General features: G+C 53.4%; 17 protein-coding genes and 1 other annotated feature. Of the genes, 16 read left to right on the top strand and 1 reads right to left on the bottom strand.

All coding sequences use genetic code 11. The features are described 5' to 3' along the window. Nucleotides 1–4: 4 nt before the first annotated feature. The 12 genes from minC (at nt 5) to N0M98_RS01050 (ending at nt 10,569) form a co-directional block, all read left to right on the top strand. A complete protein-coding gene (minC, locus tag N0M98_RS01105; protein ID WP_259616690.1) occupies nt 5–655 on the top strand; it encodes a septum site-determining protein MinC in 651 nt (216 codons plus the stop codon). An 18-nt stretch (nt 656–673) separates the two neighbouring features. Beyond that, nucleotides 674–1,468 carry a septum site-determining protein MinD gene (gene minD / locus N0M98_RS01100; RefSeq protein ID WP_249862262.1) on the top strand — a complete coding sequence of 265 codons (795 nt, stop codon included), beginning with the start codon at nt 674–676 and terminating at the stop codon, nt 1,466–1,468. A gap of 6 nt (nt 1,469–1,474) precedes the next feature. Next, nucleotides 1,475–2,620, top strand: coding sequence for an FtsW/RodA/SpoVE family cell cycle protein (locus tag N0M98_RS01095; protein ID WP_249862263.1), 1,146 nt, complete (start codon nt 1,475–1,477; stop codon nt 2,618–2,620). A gap of 198 nt (nt 2,621–2,818) precedes the next feature. Next, entirely contained in the window at nt 2,819–3,718 is a 900-nt protein-coding gene (locus N0M98_RS01090) for a M23 family metallopeptidase (RefSeq protein ID WP_259616689.1), read from the top strand. After that, nucleotides 3,711–4,595 (top strand): M50 family metallopeptidase, encoded by an 885-nt coding sequence (locus N0M98_RS01085; protein ID WP_249862265.1) that lies wholly within the window; start codon nt 3,711–3,713, stop codon nt 4,593–4,595. The genes N0M98_RS01090 and N0M98_RS01085 overlap by 8 nt, the downstream gene beginning before the upstream one ends. A 23-nt stretch (nt 4,596–4,618) precedes the next feature. Next, on the top strand, nt 4,619–5,860 hold the full coding sequence (locus N0M98_RS01080; protein WP_249862266.1) for an Rne/Rng family ribonuclease: 1,242 nt from the start codon (nt 4,619–4,621) through the stop codon (nt 5,858–5,860). 64 nt (nt 5,861–5,924) lie between these two features. Further along, nucleotides 5,925–6,011, top strand: a sequence feature (ribosomal protein L21 leader region). 14 nt (nt 6,012–6,025) lie between these two features. Then, nucleotides 6,026–6,337 (top strand): 50S ribosomal protein L21, encoded by a 312-nt coding sequence (rplU, locus tag N0M98_RS01075; protein ID WP_249862267.1) that lies wholly within the window; start codon nt 6,026–6,028, stop codon nt 6,335–6,337. 11 nt (nt 6,338–6,348) lie between these two features. Continuing rightward, entirely contained in the window at nt 6,349–6,678 is a 330-nt protein-coding gene (locus N0M98_RS01070) for a ribosomal-processing cysteine protease Prp (protein WP_249862268.1), read from the top strand. Between the two features lie 21 nt (nt 6,679–6,699). Continuing rightward, nucleotides 6,700–7,011 carry a 50S ribosomal protein L27 gene (gene rpmA / locus N0M98_RS01065; protein ID WP_249862269.1) on the top strand — a complete coding sequence of 104 codons (312 nt, stop codon included), beginning with the start codon at nt 6,700–6,702 and terminating at the stop codon, nt 7,009–7,011. Between the two features lie 176 nt (nt 7,012–7,187). Further along, nucleotides 7,188–7,835, top strand: coding sequence for a Spo0B domain-containing protein (locus N0M98_RS01060; protein WP_259616688.1), 648 nt, complete (start codon nt 7,188–7,190; stop codon nt 7,833–7,835). Between the two features lie 12 nt (nt 7,836–7,847). Beyond that, nucleotides 7,848–9,149 carry a GTPase ObgE gene (obgE, locus tag N0M98_RS01055; protein ID WP_259616687.1) on the top strand — a complete coding sequence of 434 codons (1,302 nt, stop codon included), beginning with the start codon at nt 7,848–7,850 and terminating at the stop codon, nt 9,147–9,149. A 367-nt stretch (nt 9,150–9,516) separates the two neighbouring features. Next, a complete protein-coding gene (locus N0M98_RS01050; protein ID WP_259616686.1) occupies nt 9,517–10,569 on the top strand; it encodes an anthranilate phosphoribosyltransferase in 1,053 nt (350 codons plus the stop codon). A 291-nt stretch (nt 10,570–10,860) separates the two neighbouring features. Here the strand turns inward: N0M98_RS01050 and N0M98_RS01045 are convergent, their stop codons facing one another. Further along, entirely contained in the window at nt 10,861–11,364 is a 504-nt protein-coding gene (locus tag N0M98_RS01045) for an NUDIX domain-containing protein (RefSeq protein ID WP_249862273.1), read from the bottom strand. 236 nt (nt 11,365–11,600) lie between these two features. Between N0M98_RS01045 and thrR the strand changes: the two genes are divergently transcribed. The 4 genes from thrR to pheA all read left to right on the top strand — a co-directional run bounded on the left by thrR (nt 11,601) and on the right by pheA (nt 15,490). Next, on the top strand, nt 11,601–12,074 hold the full coding sequence (thrR, locus tag N0M98_RS01040) for a transcriptional regulator ThrR (protein WP_249862274.1): 474 nt from the start codon (nt 11,601–11,603) through the stop codon (nt 12,072–12,074). 106 nt (nt 12,075–12,180) lie between these two features. Beyond that, nucleotides 12,181–13,467 carry a homoserine dehydrogenase gene (locus N0M98_RS01035; protein WP_249862275.1) on the top strand — a complete coding sequence of 429 codons (1,287 nt, stop codon included), beginning with the start codon at nt 12,181–12,183 and terminating at the stop codon, nt 13,465–13,467. A gap of 170 nt (nt 13,468–13,637) precedes the next feature. After that, nucleotides 13,638–14,612, top strand: a complete 975-nt coding sequence (thrB, locus tag N0M98_RS01030; protein ID WP_249862276.1) for a homoserine kinase — start codon at nt 13,638–13,640, stop codon at nt 14,610–14,612. Beyond that, nucleotides 14,609–15,490, top strand: coding sequence for a prephenate dehydratase (gene pheA / locus N0M98_RS01025; RefSeq protein WP_249862277.1), 882 nt, complete (start codon nt 14,609–14,611; stop codon nt 15,488–15,490). Before thrB ends, pheA begins: the two co-directional genes overlap by 4 nt. Nucleotides 15,491–15,841: the final 351 nt, after the last annotated feature.

Here is a 15,841-nt window from a genome sequence, read left to right as displayed (position 1 = left end):
GTGTATGGCCGCAGTTAAGCATCATGTGACGATAAAAGGTGTTAAGGACGGGCTTGTTTTTTTGCTCGACGACACCTGCGAGTTTGGAGAAGTGTTAAGCGAGCTTCAGCATAAGCTGGAGAAAACCCATCAGCAAATATTGACCGGCCCGATTATTCACGTGCATGTGAAGCTCGGGAAGCGGGCCGCGTCGGATGTGGAAAAGGAACAGATCCGCTCGATCATCTCGCAAAAGGGGAACCTGCTGATCCAATCGATTGAATCGCAAATTGCGGACCCGATGGAGTCCGTTTTCCATATGCCGGAAATCAAGCTGGTGAGAGGCATTGTCCGTTCCGGGCAAACGTTGACGGAAGAGGGCAATCTCTTGTTCCTCGGAGATGTGAATCCGGGCGGCAGCATTATTAGCTCGGGCAGCATTTATATTATGGGTTCGCTGAGGGGGCTGGCCCATGCCGGCTTCGACGGCGACGAATCGACGGTTATCGCCGCGTCCCATCTTCGGCCGACGCAGCTTAGGATCGCTTCGATCATCAGCAGGCCGCCGGACGAATGGGGCATTAACGAAGCGTTCATGGAGTATGCCTACGTCAAGAACGGCAAGATGGAAATAGATAAAATACACCATATGCATAAGATGGTTGCAAAGCAGTAAGAAGAGGGAGTGGACCGTATGGGAGAGGCTATCGTCATAACTTCGGGGAAAGGCGGCGTCGGCAAGACGACCACATCCGCCAACATCGGGACGGCACTGGCGCTGCAGGGTAAAAAGGTATGTATGGTGGATACCGATATAGGCCTGAGAAACCTGGATGTCGTCATGGGGCTTGAAAACCGGATTATTTACGATTTGGTGGACGTGGCGGAAGGCCGCTGCCGTTTGGCGCAGGCGCTGGTCAAGGACAAGCGCTTCGACGAGCTGTACATGCTGCCGGCCGCACAGACCAAAGACAAGCATTCCGTCTCCCCAGAAGCCGTTCGCGATATCGTTCTTGAGCTTAAGCGCGACTTCGAATTCGTCATTATCGACTGTCCTGCGGGAATCGAGCAAGGGTTTAAGAACGCCGTCGCGGGCGCCGACAAGGCGATCGTTGTAACGACCCCGGAGAATGCCGCCGTAAGGGATGCCGACAGGATCATCGGATTGCTTGAGAACGAGCGGATCGAATCCCCTAAGCTGGTCATTAACCGCATTCGCGCGAATATGGTCAAAAAAGGCGAAATGCTCGATATCGATGAAATCTGTTCCGTATTGGCCATCGATTTGCTCGGGATCGTTCCGGACGACGAGTACGTCATTAAGGCGGCTAATATGGGCGAGCCGACGGTGATGAACCCTAGTTCCCGGGCCGCTATCGCCTATCGCAACATCGCGCGGCGCATCTTGGGAGATACGGTGCCTTTGCTGCCTATGGACGAGAAACAGGGCGTGCTGCACAAGCTGAAGAAGTTTATGGGAATGGGATGATCGGGTTTGCTGCATAAACTGAAGAAAATAGACATTCCGATCGTAGTCATTTTGCTGGCCTTTATGGTCATCAGCACGCTGCTCGTTTACAGCGCGACGCTCGATGATCCGAATATCGTATTTGACATGAAAAAAATCGTTACGATTTACATTATCGCCATTTTAGCGTTTATCGGCGTGACCTTCGCGGATTATCGCGCCCTGGTGAAAATATCGCCTTACCTGTATATTACAGGGCTCGCTCTGGTGGCTGCGGTATATAAATTCGGCATGGAAATTAACGGGGCGAAGAGCTGGTTCTCGCTTCCGGGAGGCTTGCTGTTTCAGCCGGCCGAATTAATGAAGCTGCTGCTCATTATCGGGTTGGCGGCCTTTTTGGCCAGAAGGGAAGGCGATCCGCTGTTCTTCTGGAAGGATGTCGTCCCGGTCGGAGCCATCGTGATTGTGCCTTTCGTTTTGGTGCTTATCCAGCCCGATTTGGGGAATGCGATCATTTTTCTCGTCGTCTTCGTCGGCATGCTGTGGATCGGGAACGTTAAATATTTCCACTTTTTGATCGGAGTAGCCTTGGCCGTAGCAGGGCTGATGCTGTTCCTTTATTTGTTCGTCCACTACCATGATCCGATCAAAACGTTTTTTACCGAGCAGGGAAAGGGGCACTGGGTCGCCCGGATCGATACGTTCATCGACCCCGATTCCGCCACCAAAGACCAGAAGTTCCAGGTCGACAACTCGATAAAAGCGATCGGCTCGGGAGGATTAACCGGAGAAAAATATTTGCAGGGGACATCGGTGCACAGACATTTCATTCCTTACGCCTATTCCGATTCCATCTTTGTCGTATTGGCCGAGGAATTTGGATTCGTCGGTTCTTCAGTCCTTCTGCTGCTATATTTTATTTTGATTTACCGGATGATTTTAATTTCGATTCAATGCGGAGACAAGGCGGGGGCTTATATCATTGTCGGCGTCGTTTCGATGTTCGTCTTTCAGATTTTTGAGAACGTCGGCATGCTGATCGGCATTATGCCGCTAACCGGTATTACGCTGCCGTTTATAAGCTACGGCGGTACGTCGCTGCTGATTAATATGGTTAGTATCGCTCTGGTGATGAGCATTCGCGTTCATCAGGAGAAGGAGCCGAGCTATTAAAAAATGAGTAACACTCTGTGCGACTGCGCAGGGTGTTTTTTTGTATTGGTATGGAGGTCGCTATTCCCCGGTTTGCATCGATAAATAGCTTTTCTCTCATAATCGCTTGTCCCGGCTCATAAGATGAGAGTATACAAGCCCGGACTGTATCCGGCTGGCGATGAAGGTTCGGCGCTAATTTCGGGGAGGAATCGAAGCATGAACACCAAAAACAATATTCGTCAAAGAAGGTTGGAACGCATAAGAGAGCTGCAGGAAGGGGCGGATCGCCGCGTTCCTTCCATGGCCGCTTTTCCCCCGAAGCCTTCTCCTCAAGATGAATATCGCTTGCAGGATCAGAGGCCGGAGGAGCTGCGGGGGACGCCGCTTGGCGAGGAGAACCAGTGGAACGATCCCGAATACGTATGGAAGCGGAAATGGCAGCAGGATTTGGGTCGGCAGGATTACGAATACGACGATTACCGCTCGGGCGGCAGCAGGGCCGCACCTCCCAAAGGCGGCTTGCGCTGGAAGCTGGTCGCCAGCTGCGTATTGTTCGCGCTCATTTGGGGATTGTTCCAATGGAACGATCCGCTCGCGAACAAGGGCAAGGCGTGGGTCAGCTCGGCCCTTAACGAATCGTTCCAGTTTCAATCGGTGGCGCTTTGGTACGAGCGCCAATTCGGGGGGCCGCCGTCACTCCTGCCGGCGCTGAATTCCATCAAGCAGGAGGAAGCGCAGAAGGTGGATGCGGTGTCGAAGCATTATTTTTCACCGGTTCAAGGCAAAATTATCGCTCCTTATGAGACAAGCCACTTGGGGATTACGGTGGAAACGAAGCCGGATACCCCGGTGGCCGCGATGGATACGGGACTTGTCGTTTATGTAGGAAACAAAGAGGATACCGGTTATACGATTATTATCCGTCACACCAACGGCATGCAATCCGTGTACGGCTGGGTGGAGCAGGGCAGAGTTGCGCTTAACGACTGGATCAAGGGCGGTGAGACGATCGGGACGGTGTCCAAAAATAGCAGCAAGCAGACAGGGTATTTCTATTTTGCGGTGTCCAAGGATAATAAGTTCGTCAATCCGGCGGATGTGGTGAATTTTGATTAAATGGGGCTCGCTCTTCGGGGTTAGACTGCGGTTTCATCCGCTGTTTTCCATCGTCATTTTATTATCGGTCCTTGCGGGGTATTTTATAGAGACGGCTACCTTATTCGTCATTGTGCTCGTTCATGAATGGGGCCATGTGGTAGCGGCCAAAAATTTCGGCTGGCGCGTCAAAGAAGTTCAACTGCTGCCGTTCGGCGGGGTGGCGGTCGTGGAAGAAATGGCCAGCGTCCCGGTCTGGCAGGAAATTATTGTAACGGTGTCAGGTCCGCTGCAAAATGGTATGATGATCGTAGCGGCTTTTGCGCTGCAATCGGCAGGCTTTATCTCCGGCGAATGGGGCGCCTACTTCATTCAGGCGAATGTGTTCGTCGCTTTGTTCAATTTGCTTCCGATCCTCCCGTTGGACGGAGGGAAGCTTATGCAGTCATTGCTCAGCCTGTGGCTTCCTTATCAGCGGGTTATCGCGCTTAGCTGCGTCGTCTCCCTTGTTTTCAGCGGGCTCATGATAGCGGCGTCGGTGCTGCATATGCTGTACGGCGGCTTGCAGATGAATCTGCTAATGATCGGCTTGTTTTTATTTTATTCCAATTGGTACGCATACAAAGGCTTGTCCTATCATTTTATGCGCTTCCTCATTCACCGGGAAAATTCGTTGAACCGGCTGATGAATAGCGGGACGCTCGCCCGGCCTATCGTCGTCCACGGAAAGCGCAAAGTGACGGATATCGTCCGCCTGTTTATGCGGGAGAAGTACCATCTCGTTTACGTGATGGATGAGCGTGGGACGATACGCGTCGTGCTTCCCGAACAGCCGCTGCTGCAGACGTATTTCAATGAATCGAAGCGGGGAAGTGCGATTTCCGAGCTTTTCATGTAAAATGAAGTCCGAGGTGGAAAAACATGAAGCGTATTCTTGTTCAATGCGGACAGGACCAAATCGAAGTGGCAGTTATGGAGAACGACAGATTGGTAGAGTACGACAGTGAATTTCGCGGAGCCGAGCATTTGGCCGGCAATATGTATATGGGCCGTGTCGTGAACGTGCTGCAAGGCATGCAGGCGGCTTTTCTCGATATCGGATTGGAAAAAAACGCATTTCTATATATTGATGACATTCTTCCCGCACACCTGGAAAAGCATCCGAAGCAAAAACCTCCGATTACGGAGCTCGTTCAGGTGGGACAAGCGCTGCTTGTTCAGGTGGTCAAAGAGCCTGTCGGCAACAAGGGAGCGAGGGTGACGACCCATTACTCCATCCCGGGCCGGTGGGGGGTCTATATGCCGAGCGCCGATTACGTAGGAGTGTCGCGCAAGATTGAGAACGAGACCGAGCGGGAGCGGCTGAAGCACGCGGCGGAGAAACGGCTGATTCCGGGCGAGGGATTTATAGCCAGAACGGCTGCGGAGGGCGTTCACGAGTCGCTGATCGCTTCCGATCTGGAGGATCTCAGAAAACGCTGGCAGGCCGTAGAAGAGCTTTCCAGGCAGCAGGGGAATGTGCCGCGGAAAGTGTATACGGATTTCGGGCTGCTGCCGCGCTGGATACGCGATGTATTCCGGGACGATGTCAGCGAGCTGCTCGTTAACGATCAAGAGGCTCACGACTCCATTTTGTCGCTGATTCGTCCGGTATCCCCTACGCTGTGCGACAGGGTCAAACGTTACGGCCAGCAGCAAGCCTCGCTGTTCTCGCGCTTTCATGTGAAGGAACAGCTGGAGAACGGCTTTAAACGCAAAATATGGCTCGATAACGGGGGATACGTCGTCGTCGACCACACGGAAGCTCTCACGGTATTCGATGTCAATACGGGGCGGTATACCGGCAGCGTCGATTTGGAGCAGACGGCCAGAGATACGAATGCGCTGGCCGCGCAGGAGATTGCCAGGTTGCTGCGGCTTCGGGATATCGGCGGATTGATTATTATCGATTTCATCGATATGAACGTGCCTGCCCACCGCCAGCATGTTCTGGATAAGCTGGAGCAGGAATCGAAGAAGGACCGGACTAAAACGGTCATTGAAGGCTGGACCCGGCTCGGTCTCGTCGAAATGACGCGCAAAAAAGTGCGCGACGGCAAGGACAAGCTGACGATGCGCCGATGTACGGCATGTGAAGGCAGCGGCTGGGTGGCGAACAAATAAGTTTTGTCCATATAGGCATTGCAATCATTTATCCTCTATGGTAGAATATTCAGGTGTGTTGCAAAACATGCTGTAACCGCGCGAAGCGGGTTGGAAGCACGCATTCCTTGCCGGAATGAGTCACCTAGCTTAGGCGAGTCTGAGACATGAGGGAGGTGCAACGAAATGTACGCAATTATTGAAACGGGTGGTAAGCAATACAAAGTTCAGGAAGGCGATGTTCTTTACATCGAAAAACTGAACGCTGGCGAAGGCGAGTCCGTTACTTTCGACAAAGTATTGGCTGTATCCAAAGAAAGCGGTTTGGTGGTTGGAGCTCCGGTTGTTTCCGGCGCTGCTGTATCCGCAAAAGTGGAAAAGCACGGTAAAGGTGAGAAAATCATCGTTTACAAATACAAAGCGAAAAAGAACTACCGTCGCAAGCAAGGTCACCGTCAGCCTTACACTAAAGTCGTGATCGAAAAAATCAACGCTTAAGGGATAAGGATATGATTCGGGTAACGATCAAACGGAGGCCGGGCGGCCGGATCGAGTCGTTCCGGGTAAAGGGCCACGCGCTGTTTGACAATCCGGGCAAGGACATTGTCTGCGCTGGAGTGTCCGCAGTGACCGTGGGCACCGTTAATGCCGTCGAATCGGTGCTTGGAGTCGAGCTGCAGGCAGATATGAAAGACGGTCTGCTGGATGTGAGAGTTCCCGAGCGGCTGGACGAGGCATTGAGCGAAAAGGTGCAACTGCTGCTGGAATCGATGGTCGCTATGCTGCAATCGATCGAACAATCGTATGGTGAATATATAGCTTTGCAACAATCCAAATAATGAAGAAGGAGGTAGACAACCATGCTACAATTAAATCTTCAATTGTTCGCTTCCAAGAAGGGTGTAGGTTCCACGAAGAACGGTCGCGACAGTATCGCGAAACGTCTTGGCGTGAAACGCGCTGACGGTCAAACCGTTACTGCGGGAAGCATCCTGGTTCGCCAACGCGGCACCAAAATTCATCCAGGCAATAACGTAGGCATCGGTTCCGATGACACGTTGTTTGCAAAGGTAGAGGGCGTTGTGAAATTCGAACGTCTGGGTCGTGATCGTAAGAGAGTTAGCGTCTACCCTGTTGACGCTGCTCCTGTGGCTGCGGCTGTAGAAGTTTAATACGTCATCGACGATAACCCCGGCGATTCAGTGTCGCTGGGGTTTTTTTGCAATCGATCGAGAGTACTCGAAGGTATGAAGTTGGTGAGGAACAAGGTGGCGAGCAGTGATCTTTTTCGTACAACATGCTATACTGGAAGAGTTACGATCAAGTGCGGATCGGAGAGGTTACGGGAATGATATCGAATGAACGCGATAACGAGCCGAATAGGGGATTTTCATGTCTCCCTACAGGAATGCCGCTTAGCGAGGAGCAGGAGACGGAGCACAATCTGCGTTTCATCCGTTTGTTAAACCATTACCGTCATGATTGGATGAATGAGATTCAGGTGCTGTTCGGTTACGTGAAATTAAAAAAATATGATAAATTGGCGGACCTTATGGAAAAAATAAAACATAAGGTGCAGCAGGAAAGCTATATTGCCAAACTGGGCGTGCCTGATCTGGTTGTATACCTGCTTTCTTTTCAAACCGAGGTTAAAGAGGTCGGCCTGGATATTCGGCTGGATCAGGAAATTCATCTCGATGAGCTACCGGTGGACACTCGCCGGATCAACAATTTGATGTCGGGCGTCATGGATGCTTTCAAAGAGAATGCACGCAAATATGCAATGGATGAGGCGCACCGGTTAATACTTCGTCTGGAAAAGACGCCCGGCACATTGTCCGTAACGTTCGATTATCACGGGCAGGTGGAAGCGGCGACGTTAGGCGCCGCGCTGGAACGTGTCCGTTCGCAGTCGGTACCGGCGGAGTATTGGGAGACCTTACAGTGGGAAACTAATCAGGCAGTTGTCAAGATTGCGCTGTCCTTAAATACATAAAGAGGTGGATTCATGTTTGTAGATAAAGCGAAGATTTACGTTAAAGGCGGTGACGGAGGAGACGGGCTCGTTGCGTTCCGCAGAGAGAAATACGTTCCGGAAGGCGGTCCGGCCGGCGGCGACGGCGGCGATGGCGGGGATGTCATTTTTCAAGTGGACGAAGGATTACGGACGTTGATGGATTTTCGTTATCAGAAGCATTTTAAAGCCGACCGCGGAGAGAAGGGCCGCAACAAAAGCCAGCATGGGGCCAACGCCGACGATATGATCGTCAAGGTGCCTCCGGGAACCGTCGTGATCGACGACGATACGCAGGAAATCATAGCGGATTTGACCCGTCACGGCCAGCGCGTCGTGATCGCCAAAGGCGGGCGCGGCGGAAGGGGCAATACCCGTTTCGCTACGCCGAATAACCCGGCCCCGGAAATCGCCGAGAACGGGGAAGAAGGCGAGGAGCATTGGGTCGTGCTGGAGCTTAAGGTGATGGCGGACGTCGGTCTGGTCGGATTTCCCAGCGTCGGGAAATCTACGCTGCTGTCGGTCGTGTCCGCGGCGCAGCCGAAGATCGGCGCGTACCACTTCACTACGCTTACGCCTAATTTGGGCGTCGTGGACGTCGGAGACGGCAGAAGCTTCGTCATGGCGGATTTGCCGGGCCTAATCGAGGGAGCCCATCAAGGCGTCGGCCTAGGGCATGAGTTTCTGCGTCATGTCGAGAGGACGAGGGTCATCGTTCATATCATCGATATGGCGGCGACGGAAGGACGCGATCCGTTTGAAGACTGGCAAAAAATCAATGAAGAGCTGAAGCTGTATAACAGCAAGCTGGAAGAGCGTCCGCAAATTGTCGTAGCCAACAAAATGGACATGCCGGATGCGGAGCTGTATTTGGACGAATTCACGAAGCAGCTTGACGAAGTAAAGCCGGGGACAACGATCGTTCCGATTTCGGCGGTTACGAAGAAGGGCGTGCAGGAGCTGCTCTACAAAGTGGCCGATCTGCTCGAGACGATTCCGGAAATGCCTCTGGTCGAAGAGCTCTCCGATCTGGCGGAGAAGAAAGTATACCGTCTTGCTTCCAAGGAAGAGGACGATTTCACGATCCGTAAAGACAATGAGGATTTTGTTATAGAGAGTCCGAGCATCGAGAAGCTCATGAAGCGGACGAATTTCACGACCGAAGAATCGGTTCTGCGGTTTGCCCGGATTTTGCGGAAAAAAGGGATCGACCAAGCGCTGCGCGAACGTGGAGCCAAGGATGGACAAATCGTGCGGATCGGCGATTTCGAGTTTGAGTTCGTCGAGAGAGAATAGCGCCGAACGGATAACAAATGATAAAGCACCAACACTCATGTTACTATAATGTGAGGTCGGTGTTTTTTTGTTTAATTATTAATTATTTTACCGGCAGAAGCAATCAAATTTTATCGAAAAAGGTATTGAACAATACGAATTTCGCATGTATAATGTTAACAATTCTAACATACAAGACGCGATTTTATGGGGGAAGCAGCAGGAAAACAGGGAGTTTAGTATGAAGTCGAGCTTAAGAAGTTGCAGAGTAGGGCCATATCCCGATTTTAATGTCATAATATATCCGGTTATATGTTAGTTTATACCTAGTATGGCTAAGCCTGCCGAGTCCCGGCGATCTTCCGCAGATTTGAAATGAGGTGACAGCATGAAGGAATGGATAAACACGGTCGGCGGAGGCAAGCTCGGTTCGCGCCATTTGAGCTATGACGAGGCGGTCGCCGCCGCCCATGCGATCGCCCGCGGCGAGTCGACGGATGCGCAAACCGCCGCTTTTTTAATGGCGATGCGAATGAAGGGCGAAGCGGACGAGGAAATGATGGGATTTATCGACGTGTTCCGCAAATACTCGCTGCCGTACCGCTCGTTCTCCGATTCGTTGAACTGCGCCGGTCCTTACGACGGGCGCCGCTACTTCCCGATCACGCTTCCGGTCAGCCTGCTAATCGCTTCCGTCGGCTTTCCGCAGGTGCTCCACGGCAGCGATTCGCTTCCTCCGAAGCTGGGATTATCCTTAAAGGAGCTGCTGGAGGGGCTCGGCATTCAAGTGGAGCTGGACGCCAAGCAATGGGAAGATATATTCGCCGAACTGCATATCGGCTTCATACGGACGGATTCGATCTGTCCTCCGTTCGGCCGCATCCGCCATGTTCGCGAGCAAATCGGACTGAGGACGTTTTTGAATACGGTGGAGAAAGTCATCAATCCGGTCCATTCCCAAAACATCATTATCGGAGTGAACCATAAGACGGCGATGACCCATCTGATCCGTCTGCTGCCGCAATCCGGCTTCGAGACGGCTTTTATCGTACAGGGCATCGAAGGGTCCGAGGATTTGCCGATTTACAAAACGAGCTCTATCCGCAAGGTGACGCCATGGGGAGACGAATCGAACAGCGTGGACCCGACGATCTTCGGGTTTCGCGGCGATCCGTTCGAGAAACGCGGCAAGGACGAGCAGCTCCGGCTGCTTGCCCGCGTTATACAGGGCGACGATTCGGACGAAGTGCGCAACGAACGTGAGCATGTTATATTTAACGCGGGCCTAAGGCTGTATTGGTTCGATAAAGTAGGCAGCTATGAAGAAGGCTTCCAGCTAGCCCGTTCTCTGCTTGCGCGCAAGGAAGCCTTGAAGCTGCTGGATAAGTGGCGGGAGCTGAGCGGCAAAAGCCAATTCAGCCCGAAAAGGCAGGCCAAATAAACGGTAACGCCGTAACCGTACAGGCAGGCTTCGAGACGGTGTCATAGCTCGCTTGAGATGCAGCTTACCGTCCCTCCACCGTCATGGCCGGATTTCCGGAGCCGAGGGCCCGTTGCCGTTTCAAACCCCCAAACACCGCTTATAATGGAAAGAAGCGTATGAAAAAATAAATGCTCCTCTTAGGCAGACAGGTTACAATTCAGCCTGCTGCCGTAAGAGGAGCATTTTTCATGGCGAATCAGCGGCGTCGCGCGTTCAATAAGCCGGCCGCAAGGCGCGCAAAGCCGTTACTCAGTTCATCACGGGATCGACAAGCGGGGTCCAATGGACTGTAGGCGATGCCGAGGCGGATATCCCGGCAGTTCCGATCCAAATATGCGGCGCGGGTCCGTGGGAGAAATAATGTTCGAGCAATGTGTGGAAAATAAAAGGAATTTCTCTTTGCAGCACCTGTTCGCGGGGAATCCAGTACAGGATGCCTTCGTCGGTTTGCAGCACATCCCTGCGCGCCGATTGCGCCGTATAGATGAACTGCTGGCGAATTTCCTGGCGGTTTTGGCGGATCAATATATATTGCAGCTTCATCTCGGTAAGCTCGGACGGCTGCAGTCCGGTTTCTTCATATATTTCCCGCAGGCAGGCGTCCAGCGGATCGTTGATTTCTTCCGGCTCCATATGGCCGCCTACGACAGCCCACATGCCGGGATTTAAAGTACGGGTCGGCGATCGCTTCATCATCAGCAGGTCGCCGTCGTTAAACAGCATGGCCGTTGCCATCATTCTTGCGCGGATCAAGAAACTCCTCTCCTTTACTGCGTCGATGGGATCGTTATGCGGATGCGGCTGACAGCCCGGTTATAGAGGCGTGTCTCATCAAACCTTACCATGAATCGCTTAGGCATGACAGGGTACAGATGTGGAAACTTTATGAAAGTCGGCCGGCTTGGAAAAAGCCTATTGCCGGAATCCGACATTTTCGTTATAATGTCCACTATGAAGAAACAATCGTCTTTTTGGAGAGGACTGTTAACGTGCTGGATAAAAAAGATCCGGAGACCAAGCCTGAAGGACATGAGCGTTATTTTTTAGTCAGGGAAGACATACTGCCTGAAGCGCTGGTCAAGACCGTGCAGGCCAAGGAATTGCTCGCACGCGGCGAAGTGAAGACGATTCACGATGCCGTCGAACAGGTGGAGCTGAGCCGCAGCGCCTTTTACAAATATAAGGACGGTATTTTCCCTTTAAACAAGCTGGAGCGGGAGCGGATTGTGACGATCTCGATGGATCTGGAGCACAGGTCGGGGATCTTGTCCCGGGTGCTGGCGATGATTGCCGGTCTGGAAGGGAACGTGCTGACGATTCACCAGACGATTCCGCTGCAGGGCGTGGCCAACGTCGTCATTTCGGTGGAGACGTCGCAGATGGCCGAGACCGTCGCGGGGCTGCTTGATCGGTTACGTGAGCAGGACGGCGTGACAAGGGCTCATTTGGTTGGCCAGGGATAAGCGATTGGAAGATCAAATGGGCACCGCAGGGGCTTTTCACCACGCTTCTTTGGGAGAATGGTGAAAAAGCGGCTATCGCCAAGCGAGATGAAGGAGGAGACGATATATGAAACCAATCAAAGTAGGATTACTCGGGCTAGGTACCGTCGGAACGGGCGTCGTCCGTATAGTGGAAGGGCATCAGCAAGACTTGGAGAGCCAAACCGGCGCAGCGCTGGAAATTTCTCGAATTCTTGTTCAGGATAAAAATAAATCGCGGAGCATCGCCATCAGCCCGGATAAGCTGACCGAAAGCCCGTGGGAGGTTATCGACAACCCGGAGATCGATATTGTCGTCGAAGTGATGGGCGGCGTCGACCTGGCGAAGCAGTACATTCTGGAAGCGCTGGAGCGGGGCAAGCATATCGTTACGGCGAATAAAGATTTAATGGCGCTGCACGGCCAGGAAATTTTGGCCAAAGCGTCGGAGAAGGGCTGCGACGTATTTTACGAAGCCAGCGTAGCGGGCGGCATTCCGATTATCCGCACGCTGGTGGAAGGCTTCTCCTCCGACCGGATTACGAAAATTATGGGCATCGTGAACGGTACGACCAATTACATTTTGACGAAAATGAGCCAAGAGGGTGCGGCTTATGCGGATGTGCTGAAGGAAGCCCAGGAGCTCGGTTATGCGGAAGCCGATCCGACCTCGGACGTAGAAGGCTTCGACGCGGCGCGCAAAATGACGATTCTCGGCACGCTCGGTTTTCATGCCAACGTCGCTTTGAGCGACGTGTCGGTAAGTGGCATCAGCCAAGTGAGCAAGGAAGACATCGCCTATGGCAAACGTCTCGGCTACGAAGTAAAGCTGCTCGGCATCGCCGAGCGCCAGGACGACCATATCAGCATCAGCGTGCAGCCGACCATGGTGAAGCAGTCGCATCCGCTGGCCTCCGTGAACGGCGTATTCAACGCGGTATATGTTTATGGCGAAGCGGTCGGCGAGACGATGTTCTACGGACCGGGAGCCGGCGAAATGCCTACGGCGACTTCGATCGTAGCGGATTTGGTTGCCGTCGTGCGCAATCTGAAGCTCGGCATCAACGGAAAGCGCGGATATACTCCGTATAAGGAGAAGAAGCTGAAAACCGACGAGCAAATTTCGTCCAAAAACTTTATTTTGCTCCATGTCGAGGACAAGGCGGGCGTGCTGGCGCAAATTACGCAGGTATTCGCCGAGCATGAGGTTAGCCTGGAATCGGTGCTGCAGCATCCGAACAAGCTGAATCCGAAGGCGGAGATTATCATTATCACGCATGATGCGAATCAGGCGTCAATGAAAAACGTGCTCAAGGCGTTCGAGACGATGGATGTCGTTCATTCGATCAAGAGCGTCTACCGGGTTGAAGGCTGATTCTCCGGCAAAGGCGATGACCGAGAAGCGGGAGAAACCGTAAAGCAATGAAGCTAGAATTATCCGCAGATGAAAACCGCCGGACGGCAATCTCGGCCTGAAGCTTGCGTTGGAGCGAGGCGAAGGGCGGTTCCGGCCGGCAAAAAAGCTTGAAGGGTATGGGACGATTCATGGACATAATCGGTAAAAAGGTGAGAATCAAAGTGCCCGCCACTACGGCGAACCTTGGACCCGGCTTCGATACGCTGGGCATGGCGCTCGATTTATATATGTGGATTGAAATGGGCGTTGCCGATAAGACGGCCGTTCATCTGATCGGCGATCAAATGTCGGGTCTTCCGACGGGCAAGTCGAATCTGGTTTATCAAGTGGCCCAGCAAGTATTCGCTAAAGCCGGTGTGGAGCATCCTGAGCTGGAAATTTCGATGTACAGCGACATTCCGCTCACCCGCGGCCTCGGCAGCAGCGCTTCCGCCATCATCGGCGGGATGGCGGCGGCCAATGCGCTCATCGGCAGCCCGCTGTCCGACGACACGCTCTTCCAGATGGCGACGGCGCTGGAGGAGCATCCCGACAATGTCGGCCCGGCGCTGTTCGGCGGCTTGGTCGTCGCCTTCTGGGACGGCGCGCGCGCGGAGCATATTCGCGTCGAGCCCGACGACAGGCTGGAAGCGCTGGTGGCTATCCCGCACTTTGAGCTGCTCACGGAGAAAGCGCGGCAAGTGCTGCCGCGCGAGCAGAGCCTGGCGAATGCCGTCTACAACGTAGGGCATTCGTCCGTGCTCGTGGCCGCCTTCTGCACCGGGCGGCTCGATATGATCGCCGGCGCGATGAAGGACGCGCTGCATCAGCCTTACAGGGCCCCGCTCGTGCCGGGCCTGTCCAAAATTTTGGCCGAGGCGACGGATCACGGGGCCCTCGGCGTAGCCTTGAGCGGCGCGGGCCCGACGATGCTCGCGCTCGTGGAGCGGGGCAGCTCCCGCAAGGCGGAGCTGGAGGCGTTTCTGCTCGGCACGCTGAAGGACGAGGGCATCGAAGCCACGCTCATGTGGCTGAAGCCGGACAAGAGCGGCGTACAGGTGTTGACACACTTTGATGAAAGTTGTACATTATTCGAAAACATCAAAGGAGAGGTCCGCGCATGAAGCGAATTGCGCTTTTAGGTCCGGGCACGTTCACGGAAGAATCGGCGGATTATTATTTGGGTAGAAATCACTTCGATTATGTGAACTGCAAGCTCATAGACGATGTCTTTATGTCCACCGTCAACGGACAAACCGATTACAGCGTCATCCCCATCGAGAATACGTTCGACGGTTCGGTGAGCCTCCATTTGGACTGGCTGGTGCATGAAGTTGAGCTGCCGATGCAAGCGGAATGGGTGTACCCGATTTCCATCAATCTGCTTGGCGTTGCAGGCTTCGGAGCGTCGTTGGAAGCAGGCTGCAGCGGACTGAAGAAGATCGTTTCCCATGGCGTTACGCTGACCCAATGCCGGCAATTTTTGCGTCAATACTTGCCCCATGTCGAGCTGGAGCAGGTGGGCAGCAACGGCGTAGCCGCCCGCATGGTCAAGGAGCTGGGCCGTTCCGACGTGGCCGCTCTGGCCCCCGCCAGCGCCGGCGCGCTGTACGGATTACATACGTGGGCGCAGGGAGTGCAGGATCATTATAATAACTTTACCCGCTTCGTTCTGGTGGGTTCGGAGCCGCTTCGCCTGCCGGAGAAGACAAGCGCGATGGTCAAAACGACGATTATCGTGACGCTGCCGGACGATTACCCGGGCGGGTTGCATCAACTGCTGTCGGCTTTCGCCTGGAGAAGAATCAATCTGTCGAAGATCGAATCGAGACCAACCAAGAAGAAGCTGGGAACTTATTATTTTTATATCGATATAGAAGCGTCTATGGATTCGGTTCTGCTGCCTGCGGCATTGCAGGAAATCGAAGCGATCGGTTGTCAGGTTCGGATCTTGGGCAGCTATCCCACCTATTCGTACGAGCCCGAGGGCTCCAAGGTATAGAAGAAAAGGGATAAAGCCGATTTTACAAGCATACAATGAGCAGAAAGCACCTTCGCTCCTTCAGGGGCGGCAGGGTGTTGCTGCTCTTTTTTGCGTTGCCCGGAAAGCGATGTCAGCCGGATTCTTGAGGCTAACCGGGGATTCTCCCCGGAAGGCGTGGCCAACCGTTTGAATCATCCCGGCGGAACGGTCAAACGGCGATCAAGCCGCAGCTTGATGCGGACGGATCGGCTTCGAAGCATTGCGCCGCTTTTAGGGGCGTTCTTCCGTTGCACGCTTATTTTTTTCCCGCGATTATGGTCAAATGCCTACCGACTTGCATAAACTGTATTGTTATTTTGTTTTGGCACG

This window comes from Paenibacillus doosanensis (genome assembly GCF_025060755.1).
Lineage (GTDB): Bacteria > Bacillota > Bacilli > Paenibacillales > NBRC-103111 > Paenibacillus_S > Paenibacillus_S doosanensis.
Note: the sequence above shows the minus strand (reverse complement) of the source record. Positions and strands in the feature narration are given on the sequence as shown.